Annotated in this window: 18 protein-coding genes; 11 read left to right on the forward strand and 7 right to left on the reverse strand. The window is 63.7% G+C overall.

The features are described from left to right. The first annotated feature begins 33 nt into the window (after window positions 1-33). Entirely contained in the window at window positions 34-498 is a 465-nt protein-coding gene (gene cueR / locus JNE37_RS18140) for a Cu(I)-responsive transcriptional regulator (protein WP_052015179.1), read from the forward strand. Window positions 499-544: 46 nt separating this feature from the next. Here cueR and JNE37_RS18145 read toward each other — a convergent pair whose 3' ends face one another. The 3 genes from JNE37_RS18145 to JNE37_RS18155 form a co-directional block, all read right to left on the reverse strand. After that, the gene (locus tag JNE37_RS18145) at window positions 545-739 is read right to left on the reverse strand and encodes a heavy-metal-associated domain-containing protein (protein ID WP_203064132.1); all 195 of its coding nucleotides are present in this window, start codon (window positions 737-739) and stop codon (window positions 545-547) included. Window positions 740-810: 71 nt separating this feature from the next. Next, window positions 811-2,319: a multicopper oxidase family protein gene (locus JNE37_RS18150; protein ID WP_203064133.1), complete on the reverse strand. Its 1,509-nt coding sequence runs from the start codon at window positions 2,317-2,319 to the stop codon at window positions 811-813. A 10-nt stretch (window positions 2,320-2,329) separates the two neighbouring features. Beyond that, window positions 2,330-2,512 carry a hypothetical protein gene (locus JNE37_RS18155; RefSeq protein ID WP_203064134.1) on the reverse strand — a complete coding sequence of 61 codons (183 nt, stop codon included), beginning with the start codon at window positions 2,510-2,512 and terminating at the stop codon, window positions 2,330-2,332. A gap of 152 nt (window positions 2,513-2,664) precedes the next feature. On the opposite strand from JNE37_RS18155, the gene JNE37_RS18160 reads away from it, so the two are divergent. The 4 genes from JNE37_RS18160 to JNE37_RS18175 all read left to right on the forward strand — a co-directional run bounded on the left by JNE37_RS18160 (window position 2,665) and on the right by JNE37_RS18175 (window position 8,028). After that, window positions 2,665-5,160 carry a heavy metal translocating P-type ATPase gene (locus tag JNE37_RS18160; RefSeq protein WP_203064135.1) on the forward strand — a complete coding sequence of 832 codons (2,496 nt, stop codon included), beginning with the start codon at window positions 2,665-2,667 and terminating at the stop codon, window positions 5,158-5,160. Window positions 5,161-5,219: 59 nt separating this feature from the next. Beyond that, window positions 5,220-5,471 carry a glutaredoxin domain-containing protein gene (locus JNE37_RS18165; RefSeq protein ID WP_203064136.1) on the forward strand — a complete coding sequence of 84 codons (252 nt, stop codon included), beginning with the start codon at window positions 5,220-5,222 and terminating at the stop codon, window positions 5,469-5,471. Window positions 5,472-5,601: 130 nt separating this feature from the next. Further along, entirely contained in the window at window positions 5,602-6,693 is a 1,092-nt protein-coding gene (locus JNE37_RS18170) for a hypothetical protein (protein ID WP_203064137.1), read from the forward strand. Window positions 6,694-6,885: 192 nt separating this feature from the next. After that, window positions 6,886-8,028, forward strand: coding sequence for a PQQ-dependent sugar dehydrogenase (locus JNE37_RS18175; RefSeq protein WP_203064139.1), 1,143 nt, complete (start codon window positions 6,886-6,888; stop codon window positions 8,026-8,028). A 95-nt stretch (window positions 8,029-8,123) separates the two neighbouring features. Here the strand turns inward: JNE37_RS18175 and JNE37_RS18180 are convergent, their stop codons facing one another. Further along, window positions 8,124-11,840, reverse strand: a complete 3,717-nt coding sequence (locus tag JNE37_RS18180) for a vitamin B12-dependent ribonucleotide reductase (RefSeq protein WP_203064141.1) — start codon at window positions 11,838-11,840, stop codon at window positions 8,124-8,126. A 668-nt stretch (window positions 11,841-12,508) separates the two neighbouring features. Between JNE37_RS18180 and JNE37_RS18185 the strand changes: the two genes are divergently transcribed. Then, the gene (locus JNE37_RS18185) at window positions 12,509-12,892 is read left to right on the forward strand and encodes an NADH:ubiquinone oxidoreductase subunit NDUFA12 (protein WP_035031011.1); all 384 of its coding nucleotides are present in this window, start codon (window positions 12,509-12,511) and stop codon (window positions 12,890-12,892) included. A 22-nt stretch (window positions 12,893-12,914) separates the two neighbouring features. Further along, a complete protein-coding gene (locus JNE37_RS18190; RefSeq protein WP_035031013.1) occupies window positions 12,915-13,313 on the forward strand; it encodes a DUF2155 domain-containing protein in 399 nt (132 codons plus the stop codon). Window positions 13,314-13,532: 219 nt separating this feature from the next. Here JNE37_RS18190 and JNE37_RS18195 read toward each other — a convergent pair whose 3' ends face one another. Then, the gene (locus tag JNE37_RS18195; RefSeq protein WP_203064142.1) at window positions 13,533-14,327 is read right to left on the reverse strand and encodes an APH(3')-II family aminoglycoside O-phosphotransferase; all 795 of its coding nucleotides are present in this window, start codon (window positions 14,325-14,327) and stop codon (window positions 13,533-13,535) included. Next, on the reverse strand, window positions 14,324-14,644 hold the full coding sequence (locus JNE37_RS18200) for a hypothetical protein (protein ID WP_035031017.1): 321 nt from the start codon (window positions 14,642-14,644) through the stop codon (window positions 14,324-14,326). Before JNE37_RS18200 ends, JNE37_RS18195 begins: the two co-directional genes overlap by 4 nt. Before the next feature lie 125 nt (window positions 14,645-14,769). Here JNE37_RS18200 and JNE37_RS18205 point away from each other — a divergent pair, with 125 nt between their 5' ends. From JNE37_RS18205 to JNE37_RS18220, 4 genes are read left to right on the forward strand one after another with little or no spacing between them, the layout of a single operon-like run. Next, window positions 14,770-15,117, forward strand: coding sequence for an ArsR/SmtB family transcription factor (locus JNE37_RS18205; protein ID WP_203064143.1), 348 nt, complete (start codon window positions 14,770-14,772; stop codon window positions 15,115-15,117). Next, entirely contained in the window at window positions 15,101-15,571 is a 471-nt protein-coding gene (locus JNE37_RS18210) for an SRPBCC family protein (RefSeq protein ID WP_203064144.1), read from the forward strand. The genes JNE37_RS18205 and JNE37_RS18210 overlap by 17 nt, the downstream gene beginning before the upstream one ends. Further along, a complete protein-coding gene (locus tag JNE37_RS18215; RefSeq protein ID WP_203064145.1) occupies window positions 15,572-16,348 on the forward strand; it encodes an SDR family NAD(P)-dependent oxidoreductase in 777 nt (258 codons plus the stop codon). It begins immediately after the preceding gene. 10 nt (window positions 16,349-16,358) lie between these two features. Beyond that, window positions 16,359-16,853 (forward strand): GyrI-like domain-containing protein, encoded by a 495-nt coding sequence (locus JNE37_RS18220; RefSeq protein ID WP_203064146.1) that lies wholly within the window; start codon window positions 16,359-16,361, stop codon window positions 16,851-16,853. Here JNE37_RS18220 and aat read toward each other — a convergent pair. Continuing rightward, window positions 16,850-17,491: a leucyl/phenylalanyl-tRNA--protein transferase gene (gene aat / locus JNE37_RS18225; protein WP_203064147.1), complete on the reverse strand. Its 642-nt coding sequence runs from the start codon at window positions 17,489-17,491 to the stop codon at window positions 16,850-16,852. The genes JNE37_RS18220 and aat overlap by 4 nt on opposite strands. Between the last annotated feature and the right edge of the window lie 91 nt (window positions 17,492-17,582).

Here is a 17,582-nt window from a genome sequence, read left to right on the forward strand (position 1 = left end):
CGAAACGCGATTTTCGGCAAGACGGAGTGCATCATGAACATCGGAGAAGCATCGAAGGCCAGCGGAGTGTCCACCAAGATGATCCGCTACTACGAGAGCATCGGCCTGATCAAAGCGCCACTGCGCACCGAATCCGGCTACCGGGTCTACAGCGAGGCGGAGGTGCATTCGCTGCGGTTCATCAGCCAGGCTCGCGATCTTGGGTTCTCGGTAGAGCAAATGGGCGATCTCCTCGCGCTCTGGCGCGATCGGGGAAGGGCGAGTGCCGATGTAAAGGCCATTGCTTCGTCCCACATCGGGGAGCTCGAGGCGAAGGTGAAGTCGCTCCAATCCATGATCGGCAGCCTTCGGCATCTTGCCGACCACTGCCAGGGCGACGATCGTCCGGATTGCCCGATCATCGAAGGTTTCGCCACCGGGCGGGCGCCGCGCAATATCAAGCGTTTTCCGCGTTTCGGCGTCACGGACATCGTGCCCGCTCGCAGCCGGGCGCGGTAAGGGCTGAGGTCCTGGCGCGGCGTCGGCCGCACCAGGACAAATCCCGTCAGGCGGCGGCAGGGTAGCCGGCTTCCTCAAGCGCGGCGCGCAATGATGCCTCGCTGGCGCTGGTATCGATGATGACCTGGCGCTTGGCGGGATCGGCCGAAACGACCGCCTTGGAATCCACGGTCTGAAGGGCCTTCGTCACCGAGTTTGCGCAGCCGCCGCAGGTCATGTTGGGAATGTCGAAGCGAAGCATTTTTGGAACTCCTTTTCTGTTCGCTTCAAGACAAATGGGGCTTCCAAGCGTTGCAAGGTCAAGGGCCTGGTTCACGTCTGGACGTCCACAATGCCCATCATCCCGAGCTTTTCGTGCTCGAGGATATGGCAGTGATACATGCGGGCGCCGGGCAGGTCCTGCCGCAGCAGGATACGGACGGTTTCGCCGGGTACGACGTTGACTGTGTCCTTCCACGCCGGGTAGGGCGCCTGGCTGACTGAGCCAGCTCGCTCACGCTCGATGACCTGGAACTGCGTGCCGTGGATATGAAACGGGTGGTCCATATCCGCGTCGTTGACGATTTCCCACAACTCGACCTGACCGACCTTCGAGACCGTGTCGATGCGGTTCATGTCAAAGCTGACGCCGTTGATCAGGAACTTCATGCCGGCTGCAGGCATCGAAGAATGGTCCATGCCTTCCATTCCGCCCCCCATTTCTTCGCTCAATACGAAGCGGCGCGTGACGGCGGGGTTTGCGAGCGCTGCTATGGTTCGCAATTCGCGCGGCAAGTCCGGCATGGGTTCGGCGAGATCGCCAGCTATTGAGGCGGTGAGCAGCGCAAGCCTGCTCTCATCGGGCTTTCCTGGTCCCATCCAGCCGCGATCGTATTCGAGCGCGGTGAGTGTGGCAGGGCCGGGGCTGTCGAATGCCGCGACGATCTCAACGCGCTCGCCGGGTGTGAGCAATATTTCATCGGCCGCGACCGGTGATTCCAGCAAGCCGCCATCCGTGCCGATGACGGTCATGCGCGCATTCTCGAATGCGAGGCGGAGAAACCTGGCATTGGTCGCATTGATGAGGCGGAACCTGCGTCGCTCGCCTACGCGCACCTCGATCTTCGGATTCTTCTGGCCGTTGGTCAGCACGTGATCGCCGATGCGCCCATTCATGAGGTCGACCGACGTGTTCGGAGCGATCGCCCCGTCGGCCGCGAGCCGGATATCGGTCAACAGGAGCACGGTATCGCCGTAGACGGCGGGGATCGGGTCGGCCTTCGGTTTGACCAGGAATACGCCGGCAAGGCCGCGGTAGACCTGTTCGGCCGTGAACTCATGCGGATGCGGGTGGAACCAGTAGGGGGCCGCGCTGCCCGACGGCAGATCGAAGACGTAGCTGCGGCCGCCTCCTGGCGCGACAGCATCCATCGGGTTGCCATCCTGATCGGCAGGAACGGGCATGCCGTGCCAATGAATGGTGGTCGGCTCGTCTGGAATCTCGTTCGTGAAATCCAGTTCGACGCGATCGCCTTCCGTCACCTCGATGACGGGGTTGCCTCCGTTGTAACCGAGCATTGGCGTATCAACGCCTTCGATCAGCCGGGCGTTCATAGGACCGGCCGTAATGCTCGCCTTGAACAGCCCCGGCGTGACGGACTGATTAGCGAGCCGCGGTAATTCACGCAGCGGCTGCCCCTCGGGCAGATCCAGGAGCGAAGTCGTGGGCGTGTTGCTTTGAGCGCCGTGGTTCATCGTGCTCATGTCATGGTTCATCTGGGCGGCAGCCGGACCGGCAACCGCAAGGCTGGCCAGGCTCGTGATAAAGGTGCGGCGGTGCATGGCGGTCACCTCAAGGCACATATGACGAGTGCGGTGCCGAGGCGGCTGCCTTTGGCGGTCCGCTAGCAGCGTCGTGGCTCATTTCCATCACGCGATCCGGTTGTGGCGCGATGGCGATCCGGCTTTGCGCAAATGCCAGGCCGGCACTCACGGCGATGGCGCCGACAATGAATACGGGTGTGAGCTTGTTCATGGGCTACTCCTTCATTTGAAGAATGGTGGAGCTTCCCATCGTTGGAAGGTCAAGGGTCAGCGGAATCCTGAAATCGAGCCCTTGACCTTCCAATCGTGGGAAGTCCCACCTCTGCCTTCAACTCGAGAAAGACGATGAGAAGGAGGCTGCCGATGAATGCGCCTGTTCTACCAAGAAACGTGACGGCCGGAGCCATTTCGCTCCCGATCGAAGGCATGACGTGCGCATCCTGCGTCGGCCGCGTCGAACGGGCACTCAAGGCCGTGCCGGGCGTGGAGACTGCCTCGGTCAACCTCGCCACCGAACGTGCCAGCGTCACTGCATCGGCCGATGTGGATCGTACGGCGCTGGTCGCCGCCATCGAACACGCCGGCTACACCGTATCCGCCAGCTTCTCTGCACAACCGACCTCCACAGAACTGGCGATCGAAGGCATGACCTGCGCCTCTTGCGTGGGCCGCGTGGAGCGTGCTCTCAAGGCGATCCCGGGTGTTTCCGACGCCGTCGTCAACCTGGCCACCGAACGGGCGACCATTCATGGTTCCACCGACAGCGCGGTTCTCATCCAGGCAATCGCCGATGTCGGCTATGAGGCGAAGCCAATCGATGGCGTTGCCGTCGCCGAAGAGGACGAGCGTGCCGCCAGGAAGGAGGCGGAGAGCAGGGAGCTCACGCGCGATTTCACTCTAGCAGCGGTGATGACTGCGCCGGTGTTCGCGCTGGAAATGGGCCCGCACCTTATCCCGGGCGTTCACCAGTTCATCGCATCGACGATCGGCATTCAGGCCAGCTGGTATCTACAGTTTGTCCTGACGACCCTGGTACTGTTCGTTCCCGGCATCCGCTTCTACGAAAAGGGACTGCCCGCACTCTGGCGGCTGGCGCCCGATATGAACTCGCTCGTGGCAGTCGGCTCGCTGGCCGCCTACGGCTTCTCGCTCGTCGCGACCTTCGCCCCGAGCCTGCTGCCGGCCGGGACCATCAACGTCTACTACGAAGCCGCCGCCGTCATCGTGACCTTGATCCTTCTCGGCCGCCTGCTCGAGGCGCGCGCCAAGGGGCGGACATCCGAAGCGATCAAGCGGCTCGCCGGGATGCAGGCGAAGACGGCGAGAGTCCGGAGGGAAGGTGGCGTCACTGACCTGCCCATAGCCTCCGTCCTGCCAGGCGACATCGTGGAAGTCCGTCCGGGTGAGCGCGTTCCGGTGGATGGCGAGGTGGTCGAGGGCCAGAGCTATGTCGACGAGTCGATGATCACGGGCGAACCGATCCCCGTCGCCAAGGAGTCCGGCTCTGCCGTCGTGGGCGGCACCGTGAACCAGAATGGCGCCTTTGCCTTCAAGGCAACGGCAGTGGGCGGCAGCACCGTGCTCTCGCAGATCATCCGCATGGTCGAGGAAGCGCAGGGCTCCAAGCTGCCGATCCAGGCGCTGGTGGACAAGGTGACGCTGTGGTTCGTGCCGGCTGTCTTCGCCGTTGCCGCACTGACCTTTGGCGCATGGTTTCTCTTCGGGCCGTCGCCGGCACTGACCTTCGCCCTGGTCAACGCCGTGGCCGTGCTGATCATTGCCTGCCCATGCGCCATGGGCCTGGCAACGCCGACCTCGATCATGGTCGGTACCGGCCGCGGTGCCGAGCTCGGCGTGCTCTTCCGCAAGGGCGAAGCGCTGCAACTTCTCAAGGAAGCCAGGGTCGTTGCGCTGGACAAGACGGGGACGCTGACCGAAGGCAAGCCTTCGCTCACCGATCTAGAACTGGCCGTCGGCTTTGGCCGCGACGAAGTCCTCGGCCTGGTAGCTGCGGTCGAAGCCAAGTCCGAGCACCCGATTGCCAGGGCGATCGTCGACGCCGCAACGCGTGAAGGCCTCGCGATACCGGGCATTTCGGACTTCGTATCGATCACCGGCTTCGGCGTCAGGGGGAGTGTCGACGATAGGCCCGTCGCGATCGGTGCCGACCGTTATATGCTGGAGCTTGGCCACGACCTGACCGGGTTCAAGGCAATCGCCGAACGTCTCGCGGCCGAGGGCAAGTCGCCTCTCTACGCCTCGATCGATGGCGAGCTGGCGGCGATCATTGCGGTGGCAGATCCTGTCAAGGAGACGACGCCGCAGGCCATCAAGGCGCTTCACGCGCTGGGTCTCAAGGTCGCGATGATCACCGGCGACAATGCCCGCACGGCCAATGCGATCGCGTCGCGTCTGGGCATCGACAGCGTCGTGGCGGAAGTCTTGCCCGACGGCAAGGTCGAGGCGGTCAAGCAACTGCGGAGCCAGTATGGCGCGGTCGCGTTCGTTGGCGATGGCATCAACGACGCTCCGGCTCTTGCCCAGGCCGATGTCGGGCTGGCAATCGGCACCGGCACCGACGTCGCCATCGAGGCTGCCGACGTCGTGTTGATGTCCGGAAGCCTGCTTGGTGTTCCCAACGCCATTGCGCTCTCGAAGGCGACCATCGGCAACATCCGGCAGAACCTCTTCTGGGCCTTCGCCTACAACACGGCCCTGATCCCGGTCGCCGCCGGGGCCCTTTACCCGGTCTTCGGCATCCTGCTGTCGCCGGTCTTTGCAGCGGGCGCCATGGCGCTGTCGAGCGTCTTCGTGCTGGGCAATGCGCTCCGCCTGCGGGCGTTCAAGGCTGCCCACTAGCAATCGCGGCCGGCCTCGCCAGGGGCCGGCCATCACCATCTCCGCCGAGGGATCATCCCATGCCCGCCAAGCTGCGCGCCGTACTCTACCGCATGGCGACTCCCGAACTCACCTGCTCATTTGGCCTCAGGGCTAAGGAACTCCTGGTCAGCAAGGGCTTCTTGATCGAGGAACATGTCCTCGTCACCCGAGCTGAAGTCGACGCCTTCAAGCAGGCCCATGCCGTCAAAACAACTCCACAGACCTTCATCGATGGCAGGTGCATCGGCGGCTACGACGATCTGGTCGCATACTTCCGGTCCGAGCGCTGAGGGCCTCGCTTCCACTGCCAAATCCAGGGGGCGCCGCAATTTCGCCATCATTGGACGGGCACGGACCGAGTTCAAGTCGGCGTGATCGATGCCGATGCGATCCGTGTTCGACCAGTTAGCGAAGTACTTTATGCCATTTGTAAATCTGCCGCTCCCCAGCCGGGCGCTTGCCGTTTCGCCTCGTCCTTATGCGCCGCCCCGCGGCATGTTGGTGTCGCTCCTGGTGATGGCCGCGCTGGCTGTCGCGCTGATTCTCTGGCAGGGGCCGGGCCTGTGGCGCGACGTGCAGATCAACCAGCATCCGGTGACCCTGCGCATGGGTGACGTCCGGGACGGGGAATGCACCACGCGGCGCGGCATCACCGATTGCAAGGCGCGGCTGGTCTACAGCTATAACGGCGTCGACTACGACACCTATACCGAAATGGCCTTCGTCGATTTCTCCAGCAAGGACTACGACGTCCAGGTGGTGATTTCAGGCGACAAGCCGGAACTGGCGACGCTGAGCCTCGGGCTCGAAATGCTGTGGAACCGGCTGGCCGTGTTCGCCGTCTTCGTGCTGATCTTCATCGGCGGCATCCTCGCCATGCTGTTCCAGACGTTCCGCAGCATGCAGGGCAACGCTGCGCTGCGTACGCCGGCACGGATCACCGAACTGGTGCCGGTGGCCATCACGGCGCATCACGGCCAGCACTTTTCCTATCGCGGGGTAGGGCCGGCCAAGCAGGACAAGAAAACGGCCCAGGCTGTGCTCGACAAGGGGCAGGAGCCGCTCATGGCCGTGGACGACAAGGGCGAAGTCCGCGGCGTTGCTGCCCGGTTCGAGAATGTCGCTCTCCCGGTCCTGCTCGACGCCAATCTCGATCGGCTCGACCTCACCGATGCCGAGCGCAGCACAGCGCTTGACGCCTTCCATGCCGAACAGGCAGGTCGCGGAACGGCGCTACCGAAAGGTGCTGCCAAGGCCAAGCGCACCCTTCGCTTCTGGCGCGGGTTGGGCATCGTGCTGGTTGTGATCGTATTGGCGATCGCGGCCGCGTTTGCCTACTGGGTCTACTACGTGACCAGCACGCAGGATCGATATGACAGCCTGGGCATGGAACTGAACAACATGATGCCAGAGCCGCTCAACGTCTGGGGCTGCAAGCAGCTCGAAGCCCGCTTCGGCGACGAGCCCGCGCCATTCGGCTGCACGGCAAGCGACTTCCAGAGCTGGAAGTAAGTCGAACGGGGGCGAAGGCCCCCGTTTTTCGTTCAGCGCCTGCATCATGACCAGCAGCCGTGCAGAAACTGGATTTTTCGGCAGCGTGGTGTTTTCAACGACATTTCGCGTTTTGGCCGTTAGCATCCAGAAAGCGCCACAGAGCCTTGTAATGGTTGCGCTTCACGAACTCACAAGCAAGACGGAGGCATAATGGCTCGCAAGTATCGACATCTTCTGCCCGCGCTCGCAGTAACGCTCATTCTCGGATACGGGCCGGCGCAGGCTCAGAGCGTCAATGCCGGCGATCGTGAAGCGAGCAGCAGCCAGCCGTTCGCAGTCGAGACGCTCGCCAGCTTCAACACGCCGTGGGCCATGGCCTTCCTGCCCGATGGCCGCTTGCTGATCACCGAGAAGCCCGGCGCCATCTATCTGGTCTCCCAGAGCGGCGAGAAGACCGAGGTCGGCAACGTGCCGGCGGTTCTGGCGTCGGGCCAGAACGGTCTGCTCGATATCGCCATCGCCCCCGATTTCGACACGAGTTCGCGCGTCTACTACAGCTATGTGGAGCCGAACGAAGGCGGGCGACTGGTGCTTGCCAGCGCGACCCTGGCGATTTCGGACGCCGGTACGACCCTTGCCGACAATGCCATCGTTTGGCGGCAGACGCCGGCCGGCGGTCGCGGCCAGCCAGGCGGCATCATCGCGTTCGATCCGGAAGGGAAGCACGTGTTCCTCTCCGTGGGTGACCGCATGGAGCCGGCTAGTGCACAGGACGCCGCACAGGCGCGCGGCAAGGTCATCCGCCTCAATCTCGATGGCACGGTCCCTTCCGACAATCCTTTCGCAGGGCAGGGCGACGTTCAGGACATGACCTGGACCACCGGCCACCGCAATCCCTATGGGCTGGCATTCGCCGAGGATGGCCGCCTGTGGCTCCACGAGATGGGCCCCCAAGGTGGCGACGAATTCAATCTGATCGAAAAGGGTTCCAATTACGGCTGGCCCGTCGTCTCCAACGGCGACGAATACAGCGGCGCTCCGATCCCCGACCACGACACGCATCCGGAGTTCGCCGCGCCCGCGGTCTACTGGAACCCCGTCATCGCACCCGCCGGCCTTGCCTTCTACGACGGCGAGCTATTCCCCGACTGGAAAGGCTCGGCCCTCATCGGCGGCCTCCGCGCGCAAGCGCTGGTTCGTGTGGCCTTTGACGCCGAAGGTCGCCCGGACGAGGCCGAGCGCTGGACCATGGACGGCCGCATCCGCGACGTAGCCGTCGCGCCCGACGGCGCGGTATGGCTCATCGAAGACGCCGGCAACGGACGCTTGCTGCGCCTCACGCCCGGCAACTGATCTGTGATCTTCCCGAAATGAGAAAAGCCCCGGTTTCCCGGGGCTTTTCTTTGTCTGCCACTAGTGGCGGCGGTGGGCGGACACCCGCCGTCCGATCAGCTGCAACCCGTGGTCGTGCCGCAGGTGTCGCACTTCAGGCACGTGCCGTTCCGCACCATCGTGAAGTTGTGGCATTCCGTGCACTGGTCGCCCGTATAGCCCTTCATCTGCGCTTCGGCGCGGAGGAGGCCGGCGTCCTTGCTCGGCGGCGGGCTCGGGATCGGGCTGAGCTCGGCGGCGGGGAAGGCGGCCGGGGCCAGGGCGGTGTCGGCCTTGAGGGCGTTGGCCGTGCGCAGGGCCGTTACCGTCGAGGTCTGCGGAGCAGCGGCTGCAACGGCAGCGATCTGGGCGGTCGGCACCAGCATCAGGGACGAGTTGGCGACGCGACCACGGGTCATGCCGCGGGAGACAAAGCGCTCGGCGGGCACCGGGGCAGGCGCAGCCGTGTTGCCACGGGCGCTCTTTTCCTCGGCTACGCCCTTGCCGAGCGAGGTCGGGGGACCCTCGGGGTTGACGTGCGCCAGGTCATCGCGGTCGAGATAGGAGACGGCGAGTTCACGGAACACGTAGTCGAGGATCGAAGTGGCGTTCTTGATGCGGTCGTTGCCCATCACCATGCCGGCCGGCTCGAAGCGGGTGAAGGTGAAGGCCTCCACATATTCGTCCAGCGGCACGCCGTACTGGAGACCCAGCGAAATGGCGATGGCGAAGTTGTTCATCATCGCACGGAAGGCGGCGCCTTCCTTGTGCATGTCGATGAAGATCTCGCCCAGGCGACCGTCGTCGTATTCGCCGGTGCGGACATAGACCTTGTGGCCGCCAACAACTGCCTTCTGGGTGTAACCCTTGCGGCGATCCGGCATCTTTTCGCGCTCGCGCACGGTGCGCTCGATGATGCGCTCGACGATCTTCTCGGCAATCACCGGCACGCGGGCGGCAGCGTTCTGGGCCACGAGGGCCTCGACGGCATCGTCCTCTTCCTCGTCGTCATCGGCGAGGAGGGCGGCGTTGAGTGGCTGGCTGAGCTTGGAGCCGTCGCGATAGAGTGCGTTGGCCTTGAGCGCCAGGCGCCAGGAGAGCATGTAGGCTTCCTTGCAATCCTCGACGGTGGCGTCGTTCGGCATGTTGATGGTTTTCGAGATCGCGCCCGAAATGAACGGCTGCGCGGCAGCCATCATCAGGATGTGGCTCTCGATCGACAGGTAGCGCTTGCCGATCTTGCCGCAGGGGCTGGCGCAATCGAACACCGGCAGGTGCTCGGCCTTGAGGTGCGGAGCGCCTTCGAGGGTCATGGCGCCGCAGACATGGAGATTAGCCGCCTCGATGTCCTTCTTGGAGAAGCCAAGCGCCGGCAGGAGCTCGAACGTGAAGTCGTTGAGCTGCTCGTCGGTGATGCCGAGGGACTTGAGGAAATCCTCGCCAAGCGTCCACTTGTTGAAGGCGAACTTGACGTCGAAGGCCGAGGCCAGCGCCTTGTTGAGCGCTTCGATCTTGGCGTCGTCAAAGCCCTTGGCGCGCAGGCTGCCCGGGTTGATGCCGGGAGCCTGGTTGATGTTGCCATGGCCGACGGCATAGGCCTCGATCTCGGCGATCTGGCTCTCGGAATAGCCGAGGGTGCGCAGGGCCGGGGGTACGGCGCGGTTGATGATCTTGAAGTAACCGCCGCCGGCGAGCTTCTTGAACTTCACCAGCGCGAAGTCGGGCTCGATGCCGGTGGTGTCGCAATCCATGACCAGGCCGATCGTGCCGGTCGGGGCGATCACCGAGACCTGGGCATTGCGGTAGCCATGCTTCTCGCCGAGGGCGAGCGCTTCGTCCCATGCCACCTTGGCGCGCTCGGTGAGCTCGGCATAGGGCACGTTGGCGACGTCGAGCGGCACCGGGTTGATCGAGAGCTTCTCGTAGCCATCGGCATTGCCGAGGGCGGCATTGCGATGGTTACGGATGACGCGCAGCATGTGCTTGGCGTTGCGCTTGTAGTCGTCGAACGCACCCAGCTCCTTGGCCATCTCGGCCGAGGTGGCGTAGGCGACGCCGGTCATGATGGCGGTGAGGGCGCCGGCATAGGCGCGGCCTTCCACCGAGTCATAGGGAATGCCCGAGGTCATCAGCAAGCCGCCGATATTGGCGTAGCCGAGGCCGAGCGTGCGGTACTTGAAGGAGCGCTCGGCAATGGCCTTGGACGGGAACTGCGCCATCATCACCGAGACTTCGAGCACGATCGTCCACAGGCGAATGGTGTGCTCGTAGGCGGCCACGTCGAACGAGCCGTCGGTCTTGCGGTAGGGCAGGAGGTTGATCGAGGCGAGGTTACAGGCCGTGTCGTCCAGGAACATGTATTCCGAGCACGGATTGGACGCGATGATCGGGCCGGCTTCGGGGCTGGTGTGCCAATCGTTGATGGTGGTGTGGTACTGGATGCCCGGATCGGCGGAGGCCCAGGCGGCGTAGCCGATGGATTCCCAGAGGTCGCGGGCCTTGAGGGTCTTGGTGACCTTGCCCGAGATGCGGCCGACGAGATCCCAGTCGCCATCGGTCTCGACCGCCTTGAGGTAGTCGTCGGTGACGCGGACGGAATTGTTCGAGTTCTGGCCGGAAACGGTCAGGTACGCCTCGCTGTCCCAATCGGTGTCGTAGATCGGGAATTCGATGTCCGTGTAGCCCTGCTTGGCGAACTGGATGACGCGGTAGATGTAGTTCTCCGGCACCAGTGCCTTCTTGGCGGCGCGCACTTCGCGCTTCAACGCCGGGTTCTTGGTCACGTCAAAGCAATCGTCGCCTGCGCCTTCGCAGTTGACGGCGGCCTTGAGGATGGCCTTGAGGTGCCTGGAAACCACCTTGGAGCCGGTGACGAGGGCAGCAACCTTCTGCTCTTCCTTCACCTTCCAGTTGATGTAGGTCTCGATATCGGGGTGGTCGATGTCGACCACGACCATCTTGGCTGCGCGGCGGGTAGTGCCGCCCGACTTGATGGCGCCGGCAGCGCGGTCGCCGATCTTGAGGAAGCTCATCAGGCCCGACGACTTGCCGCCGCCCGAGAGCTTTTCGCCTTCGCCGCGCAGACGCGAGAAGTTGGAGCCGGTGCCCGAGCCGTACTTGAAGAGGCGCGCCTCGCGGACCCAGAGATCCATGATGCCGCCTTCATTGACCAGGTCGTCATCGACGGACTGGATGAAGCAGGCATGGGGCTGCGGGTGCTCGTAGGCGGATTTCGACTGCACGAGCTTGTGCGTGAAGGGATCGACGTAGAAGTGGCCCTGGCCGGGGCCGTCGATGCCATAGGCCCAATGCAGGCCCGTGTTGAACCATTGCGGGGAATTCGGCGCCACCTTCTGGGTCGCCAGCATGTAGCGCAGTTCGTCGAAGAACGCCTGGGCATCTTCCTCGCTGTCGAAATACTTGCCCTTCCAACCCCAATAGGTCCAGGTGCCGGCGAGGCGATCGAAGACCTGGCGGCTGTCGAGTTCGGAGCCGTAGCGCTCCTTTTCAGGCATGCCGGCGAGGGCGGCTTCGTCGGGGACCGAGCGCCACAGCCATGAGGGAACCGAGTTCTCCTCGACCTTCTTCAGGACCTTGGCGACGCCGGCCTTGCGGAAATACTTCTGGGCAATGATGTCGGACGCGACCTGGCTCCAGGCCGCGGGGATGGCAATGTTCTCGAGCTTGAAGACGACCGAGCCATCGGGGTTGCGGATCTCGCTGGTGGCGTTCCGGAACTCGATACCCTCGTAGGCCGACTGGTTGGCCTTGGTAAACCGACGTTCAATGCGCATAAAAATCCCCGTAGTAAACGGACACGACTGTCCGCAAGCCTGCCAACGGCTTCAAACCCAAACCTGTTCTGACGCTTCCAACCGCGATCCGCCGCAACGGGTCGCCGAAACCTTGCCCCGTCCCCGCAACGCGAACCGGTCTTGCTGCCGGTCCTTGGTTTCGGGTGGTCGCCGGCGGCCTCTTCAAATGCGGCCGCTCAGCCTTAAAAACCTGCTCCGATTCAAAATCGGCGTCAACACTGTCTGCTTGCACTTTTTGCTACACCTAGTGCCGGGGCGCTCATGTGGCGCTAAATCTAGTATATAATATGTGAACTATGGGGATAAGTCACAAGGGGCGGAGCGGTCCGGAAAAGACGATTGGGCGGCTCGTATTTGCGCTGTTCATTTCTGTGATTCCGCGCGCAGAATGGCGGCTAAGTAGGCCTTTTGCCTGACTCTTTTCAGCCACATTCGTGACCCGGAGGAGGGCTCCCGAAAGCGTCGGGCCGGGGGCAGGGAATCACCGCCGGCTGTCAAGATGATTATTTTAGTGGGATGCGCGAGAGGGCAGGCACTAGATGTGGTATTCAGCCCCTTGGGCTGCACATCGGAATTTGAGCAAAGCGGGCCTAGGCGAGGGGGTGCCAGCGTGCTAATGCAGGGCGACTTCACGAACGGGTTCGGGCATGAAAGCGCTTCTCTCGGAAATCTTCGTCTGGTGGCAGGGCCAAACCTGGGGCACTCGCCTCTATCTCAAGCGCTTTTTCAAATATGTCGGCTCCGACGAATTCGGGAATCGCTATTACGAGGACAAGAAGCGTGGCCGCCGCTGGGTGACCTATAACGGCTATGCCGACGCCTCCTCGATCCCGCCCGGCTGGCATGGCTGGATGCATCACCGCACCGATACGCCCCCGACCGCCGAGCACTACAATGCCCGCGGCTGGGAAAAGCCGCATGTGCCGAACCTCACCGGTTCCGCCGCGGCCTACCGTCCCGATGGCAGCCTTCTCAACAAGGGCGAACGCCCGCGCGTCACCGGCGACTACAACGCCTGGTCTCCCGAATAAGAAACCGGGTAGCGGCTGGTTCATGAAACGCCTGGCGGCAGCTTTGGCCGTGGTTGCGGCTTTCGTCGCGACGCCGGTTCTGGCGGCGACGGTTTCCAATCCCATTGCGAGCTTTACCGGGCTCGACAAGATCACGGCGCGGATCACGACGTTCGATGTCTATATGAACGAGACCGTGCAGTTCGGCGCGCTCCAGATCACGCCGCGCGTCTGCTACACGCGGCCCGCCACCGAAATCCAGCGCACCTCGGTCTTCGTCGAAGTCGACCAGGTGAGCCTGCAGGGCACGGTCAAGCGCATCTTCACCGGCTGGATGTTCGCCGATGCCCCCGCGCTCAACGCCGTCGATCACCCCGTCTACGACGTGTGGCTGACCGACTGCAAAACCAGCACGAGTGTTCCGCCACCGAGCGGGAACTAGGGCGGGGCGCCCGCACCGGCAGTATCAGCTGTAGCGACCACCCACTTCACTCACCCCACCACGGAACTTCCCCGGACTTGATCCGGGGCCCATTGCACCCCTCCACAAGAGTGGAGATATCCATGGACCCCGGGGTCTTCGCCCGGGGAAGTTCCGTGGTGGCAGCGAGTTCTGCAGTTGGAGAGCGTTCAACTGGTGGATTCCACAGCCGGCCCGAGCTCAGAAAAACTCGTCCAGCAACCGATAATACCCAATCCGCGCCCGATCCGGCTGGCTTACGCCATATGCCGTGAGAAACGGCTCCGCCCAGACCTGCCCGAGATTGAACGCGATGCTTCGCGTCGCCAGCGCCAGGTCCTGATAGCGATCGGCAACGCCCAGCCGTCCGCAATCGATGAACCCCGAAAACTCCCGGCCGCCGGCCATGAAATTGGGCAGGCAGGCGTCGCCATGCGTGACCACGAGGTCTTCGGCCTCCGGCCGTTCCGCCAGCAATCGCGCATAGAGCGTTCGCGCCGGCATGCCGAGATGCGCATCGTCAAAATCGGTTTCGTCAACCAGGCCTGCGTCCAGCCGTTCACGTGCCGTGGCCAGCGTCGTGTCGAGCCGGTGATCGAACGGGCACGAGGCCACATCGATCGCATGCAGCGCGCGCAGCGACGTCGCGCAGATTTCGATAATGCGTGATGGTGAGAGGTCCGGTGAAGATGCGAGGTCGAGGCCTTCGACGCCCGTCATCAGCAGCCATTGGCGGCCGAGATGCTGCGCCGTGCCAAGCACGCGCGGTGCCGGCTGGTCGACGCTTGCCAACCATTCCAGCCGATGCGCCTCCCCCTCGAGTTCGGAATGCGGAGAAACCGACTCGGTCTTGACGAAAAGGGCAGGGCCTTGCGGCGCCGTCAGCCGGAACACCATCGCGCCCGATTGCCCAATCGTTTGCGGCACCCATTCGTAGCCGGAAAGATCCGGCCAGCCGGGCGGCAGATTGGAGGCGTGGTCGGCGGCGCGGTTCATTGGCTGCGTTTGGCGCGGCGCTGGCGCTGCCAGTTCTGCCACTTGCGCTTGCCCCAGATCACCGTGCGGCTCACCGGGCCCTGCAGGGCCGGCACGTCGATGGCGAGGAGGAGGAGGCCGAGTGGCAGCATCCAGATGCCGAGCACGGGCAGGAAGCTGAAAATACCGCCCAGCACGAGGAGAATGCCCAGCGGAATGCGGGCGAGCCGCGCCTGCGGCCGGCGAATCCAGCCTAGCGGGCGCCCGAAATTGCTCGGAGCCTTGCGCTCGAGCTCATTGAACAGGCGCTGGATGCGGTCGGACTTCTTGCTGGCCAAGCGGAATCTCCCTTTGTGCCTAGTGCATATGGGAAGAACCGGCTCGATTCCAACCCGCAGGCTTGACCGAAAACCGCCCATCCGATATTTAACCCAATAGTTATTTAACCGAATGGTGCAATGCAGTGCACGACGATCCGCTCAGCATGACCTTCGCGGCGCTCGCCGATCCGACCCGGCGGGCGATACTTGCGCGCCTCACTATGGGAGAGGCCTCGGTGCTCGAACTGGCCGAGCCCTTCGACATGACGCTGCCGGCCGTTTCCAAGCATCTCAAGGTGCTGGAGCGGGCTGGGCTCATCACCCGCAGCCGCGAGGCGCAGTGGCGCCCGTGCAAGCTCGAGGCCGAGCCCCTCAAGGCCGTCGATGGCTGGATCGAGCCCTATCGGCGCCATTGGCAGCGCAGTTTCGACCGGTTGGACGACTATCTCACCGAGCTTCAGAGGGGAAATCCGGATGCCGACAGGAACTGAGGCGGCCGTCGCCAGGGAGAACCTGGTCCTCGAAATCACCCGGGTGTTCGATGCGCCGCGGGAGTTGCTCTTCACCGTGTGGTCGCGTCCCGAGCATATCGTGCGCTGGTGGGGGCCGGAGGGATTTCGCCTCTCCCATTGCGAGATGGATTTTCGCGAAGGCGGAAACTGGCGGTTCTGTATGTCGCGGCCCGGTCGCGATCACTGGATTCACGGCACGTATCACGAAATCCGCCGGCCGGACCGGCTCAGCTTCACCTACATAAACGACGCCGACGGCCACAACATGCTGGTCGAGATCGACTTCATCGACCTGGGCGAACAGACCGAGATGCGCTTCAGGCAGTGGGAGTTCATGAACGTCGCCGAGCGCAACGGCCACCGCTTCGGTTGGACCTCCACCTTCGACATTCTCGATAGCTACCTCAAGACCGGCGACCGGAAGGGGGATTGAATGCTGCTCGCGAGGAAGACGGCAATCATCTACGGCGCCGGTGGCGCTGTCGGCGGGGCAGTGGCTCGCGCCTTTGCTCGTGAGGGCGCCCGCGTATTCCTCGCCGGCCGTACGCCCGAGAAGCTGGAGGCCGTGGCTCGCAGCATCGGAGAAGGCGCAGAGGTGCGTCCGGTCGATGCCACGGACCGTGAGGCCATCGAGCGCCATTTCGCAGCAATCGTCGATCAAGCCGGCCCCGTCTCGCTGATGTTCAACGCCATCGACTGGGGCGATACCCAGGGCGAGCGGCTGGTCGACATGGGCTATGAGCGCTTCGGCAACCCAATCGACAAGGCGCTGCGCACCTGGTTCTACACCGGCACCACGGCGGCCCGGCACATGGCTGCCAATGGTGGCGGCGCCATCGTCGGCATCACCGCCAATGCCGCGCGGGAGCCCTATGCCATGGTCGGCGGGTTCGGGGTCGCCTGCGCTGCCGTCGAGCATTTCCTGCGCCAGCTTGGCGTCGAGATGGGGCAGTATGGCGTGCGGGTGGCCAATGTCCGCTCGGCCGGTTCCCCCGACGCGCCGGGCGTGCGCGAGGCCTTCATGTTGCGGGCGCGGGAATCGGGCATCACGCTCGAAGAGTTCGAGCGGCAGGCTGGGGCGGGCACGGCGTTGCGGCATCTGCCGTCGCTGGCCGAGGTCGCCGACGCCGCCGTATTGCTCGCGTCCGACTATGCGCGCGCCATGACCGTGACATCCGCCAACGTGACCTGCGGCCAGCAGGTGGATTGAGGAGAGAGCCATGTTGTCCAAACCGACGATCATCGAACGGCCGGCCCAGCCCTATCTCGCCATCCGCGAGAAGGTGACCATGCCCTTCAACGCCGTGGTCGACCGCGTCTTCCCCGAATTCTTCGGTTGGATGGGGCAGCACGGCATACCGTTCAGCGATGCGCCCTTTATCAAGTACAACTGCATCGACATGGCGCGCGAGCTCGAGCTCGAATTCGGCGCGCCGGTCGCCGAGCCGATGCAAGGCGACAGCCGCGTGGTTGCCGGCACCATCCCTGCCGGTCGTTATGGCCTCATCACCTGGCAAGGCGGCTACGACAAGCTCGTGGCAGCCAATGGCGCGCTCATCGACTGGGCGCGGGAGCAGGGCATCCGCTGGGACATGGAGGCGACGCCTGAAGGCGACCGCTTCGCCGGGCGCCTCGAAATCTACCGCACCGATCCCGCCGCCGAGCCCGATCCCTCCAAATGGGTCACGGACATTCTCATCAAGATCGCAGATTAGCGCGCCTGCGCCCTGTCCCAGGCGTAGAAGTCGCCGGCATGGGACAGGGCATCCGCCAACCGCAATTCGTAGATTTCACGCGGTATCTCGATGCCGCCCAGCGATTGCAGGTGCGGGGTCAGGAATTGCGTATCGAGCAGCCTGTAGCCGCCGGCATTGAGGCGCTCGACCAGATGCGCCAGGGCGATCTTGCTGGCGTCGGTGCGCCGGTGGAACATGGATTCCCCGAAGAAGGCCGCGCCCAGCGAGAGCCCGTAGAGCCCGCCCACCAGCTCGGCTCCGTCCCAGACCTCGACCGTATGCACGAGGCCTCGTTTGTAGAGCTGGCCGTAGAGCCTCCGGATCGTGCTGTTGATCCAGGTGGTTTCGCGCTCCGGCGCCGGCTCGGCGCAGCCATCGAATATGGCGTCGAGGCTTGTGTCGACCTTCACCTGAAACGGGTGGTGTTTCAGTGTCTTGCGCAGGCTTCTTGATATCTTGAATCCGTTGAGCGGAATGATGCCGCGCATTTCCGGCGACACCCAGAAGAGATCGGGTGACTCCGCATCCTCGGCCATCGGAAAGATACCGGCCTGGTAGGCCCGGATGATGAGTTCGGGCGTCAGGTCGATTTCGAAGGGGTCGGGTTTCTTGGACATGGCGGCTTTCGGCGCAGTCTAGCAGAACCGGCGCGCGGACTCATCCCCAAAGGCCAGAAACGCTTTCCCCGGCAAAAGCCGGGGAAAGACA

It is taken from the genome of Paradevosia shaoguanensis, from assembly GCF_016801025.1.
Lineage (GTDB): Bacteria > Pseudomonadota > Alphaproteobacteria > Rhizobiales > Devosiaceae > Paradevosia > Paradevosia shaoguanensis.

Bases quoted from the DNA above. Each gene is read 5' to 3' on its own strand.
- cueR (WP_052015179.1), top strand. From the start codon at position 34: ATGAACATCGGAGAAGCATCGAAGGCCAGCGGAGTGTCCACCAAGATG.
- JNE37_RS18175 (WP_203064139.1), top strand. From the start codon at position 6,886: ATGGCTCGCAAGTATCGACATCTTCTGCCCGCGCTCGCAGTAACGCTC.
- JNE37_RS18190 (WP_035031013.1), top strand. From the start codon at position 12,915: ATGAAACGCCTGGCGGCAGCTTTGGCCGTGGTTGCGGCTTTCGTCGCG.
- JNE37_RS18150 (WP_203064133.1), bottom strand. From the start codon at position 2,319: ATGCACCGCCGCACCTTTATCACGAGCCTGGCCAGCCTTGCGGTTGCC.
- JNE37_RS18215 (WP_203064145.1), top strand. From the start codon at position 15,572: ATGCTGCTCGCGAGGAAGACGGCAATCATCTACGGCGCCGGTGGCGCT.
- JNE37_RS18170 (WP_203064137.1), top strand. From the start codon at position 5,602: ATGCCATTTGTAAATCTGCCGCTCCCCAGCCGGGCGCTTGCCGTTTCG.
- JNE37_RS18220 (WP_203064146.1), top strand. From the start codon at position 16,359: ATGTTGTCCAAACCGACGATCATCGAACGGCCGGCCCAGCCCTATCTC.
- JNE37_RS18155 (WP_203064134.1), bottom strand. From the start codon at position 2,512: ATGAACAAGCTCACACCCGTATTCATTGTCGGCGCCATCGCCGTGAGT.
- JNE37_RS18160 (WP_203064135.1), top strand. From the start codon at position 2,665: ATGAATGCGCCTGTTCTACCAAGAAACGTGACGGCCGGAGCCATTTCG.
- JNE37_RS18210 (WP_203064144.1), top strand. From the start codon at position 15,101: ATGCCGACAGGAACTGAGGCGGCCGTCGCCAGGGAGAACCTGGTCCTC.
- JNE37_RS18145 (WP_203064132.1), bottom strand. From the start codon at position 739: ATGCTTCGCTTCGACATTCCCAACATGACCTGCGGCGGCTGCGCAAAC.
- JNE37_RS18185 (WP_035031011.1), top strand. From the start codon at position 12,509: ATGAAAGCGCTTCTCTCGGAAATCTTCGTCTGGTGGCAGGGCCAAACC.
- JNE37_RS18180 (WP_203064141.1), bottom strand. From the start codon at position 11,840: ATGCGCATTGAACGTCGGTTTACCAAGGCCAACCAGTCGGCCTACGAG.
- JNE37_RS18195 (WP_203064142.1), bottom strand. From the start codon at position 14,327: ATGAACCGCGCCGCCGACCACGCCTCCAATCTGCCGCCCGGCTGGCCG.
- JNE37_RS18165 (WP_203064136.1), top strand. From the start codon at position 5,220: ATGCCCGCCAAGCTGCGCGCCGTACTCTACCGCATGGCGACTCCCGAA.
- aat (WP_203064147.1), bottom strand. From the start codon at position 17,491: ATGTCCAAGAAACCCGACCCCTTCGAAATCGACCTGACGCCCGAACTC.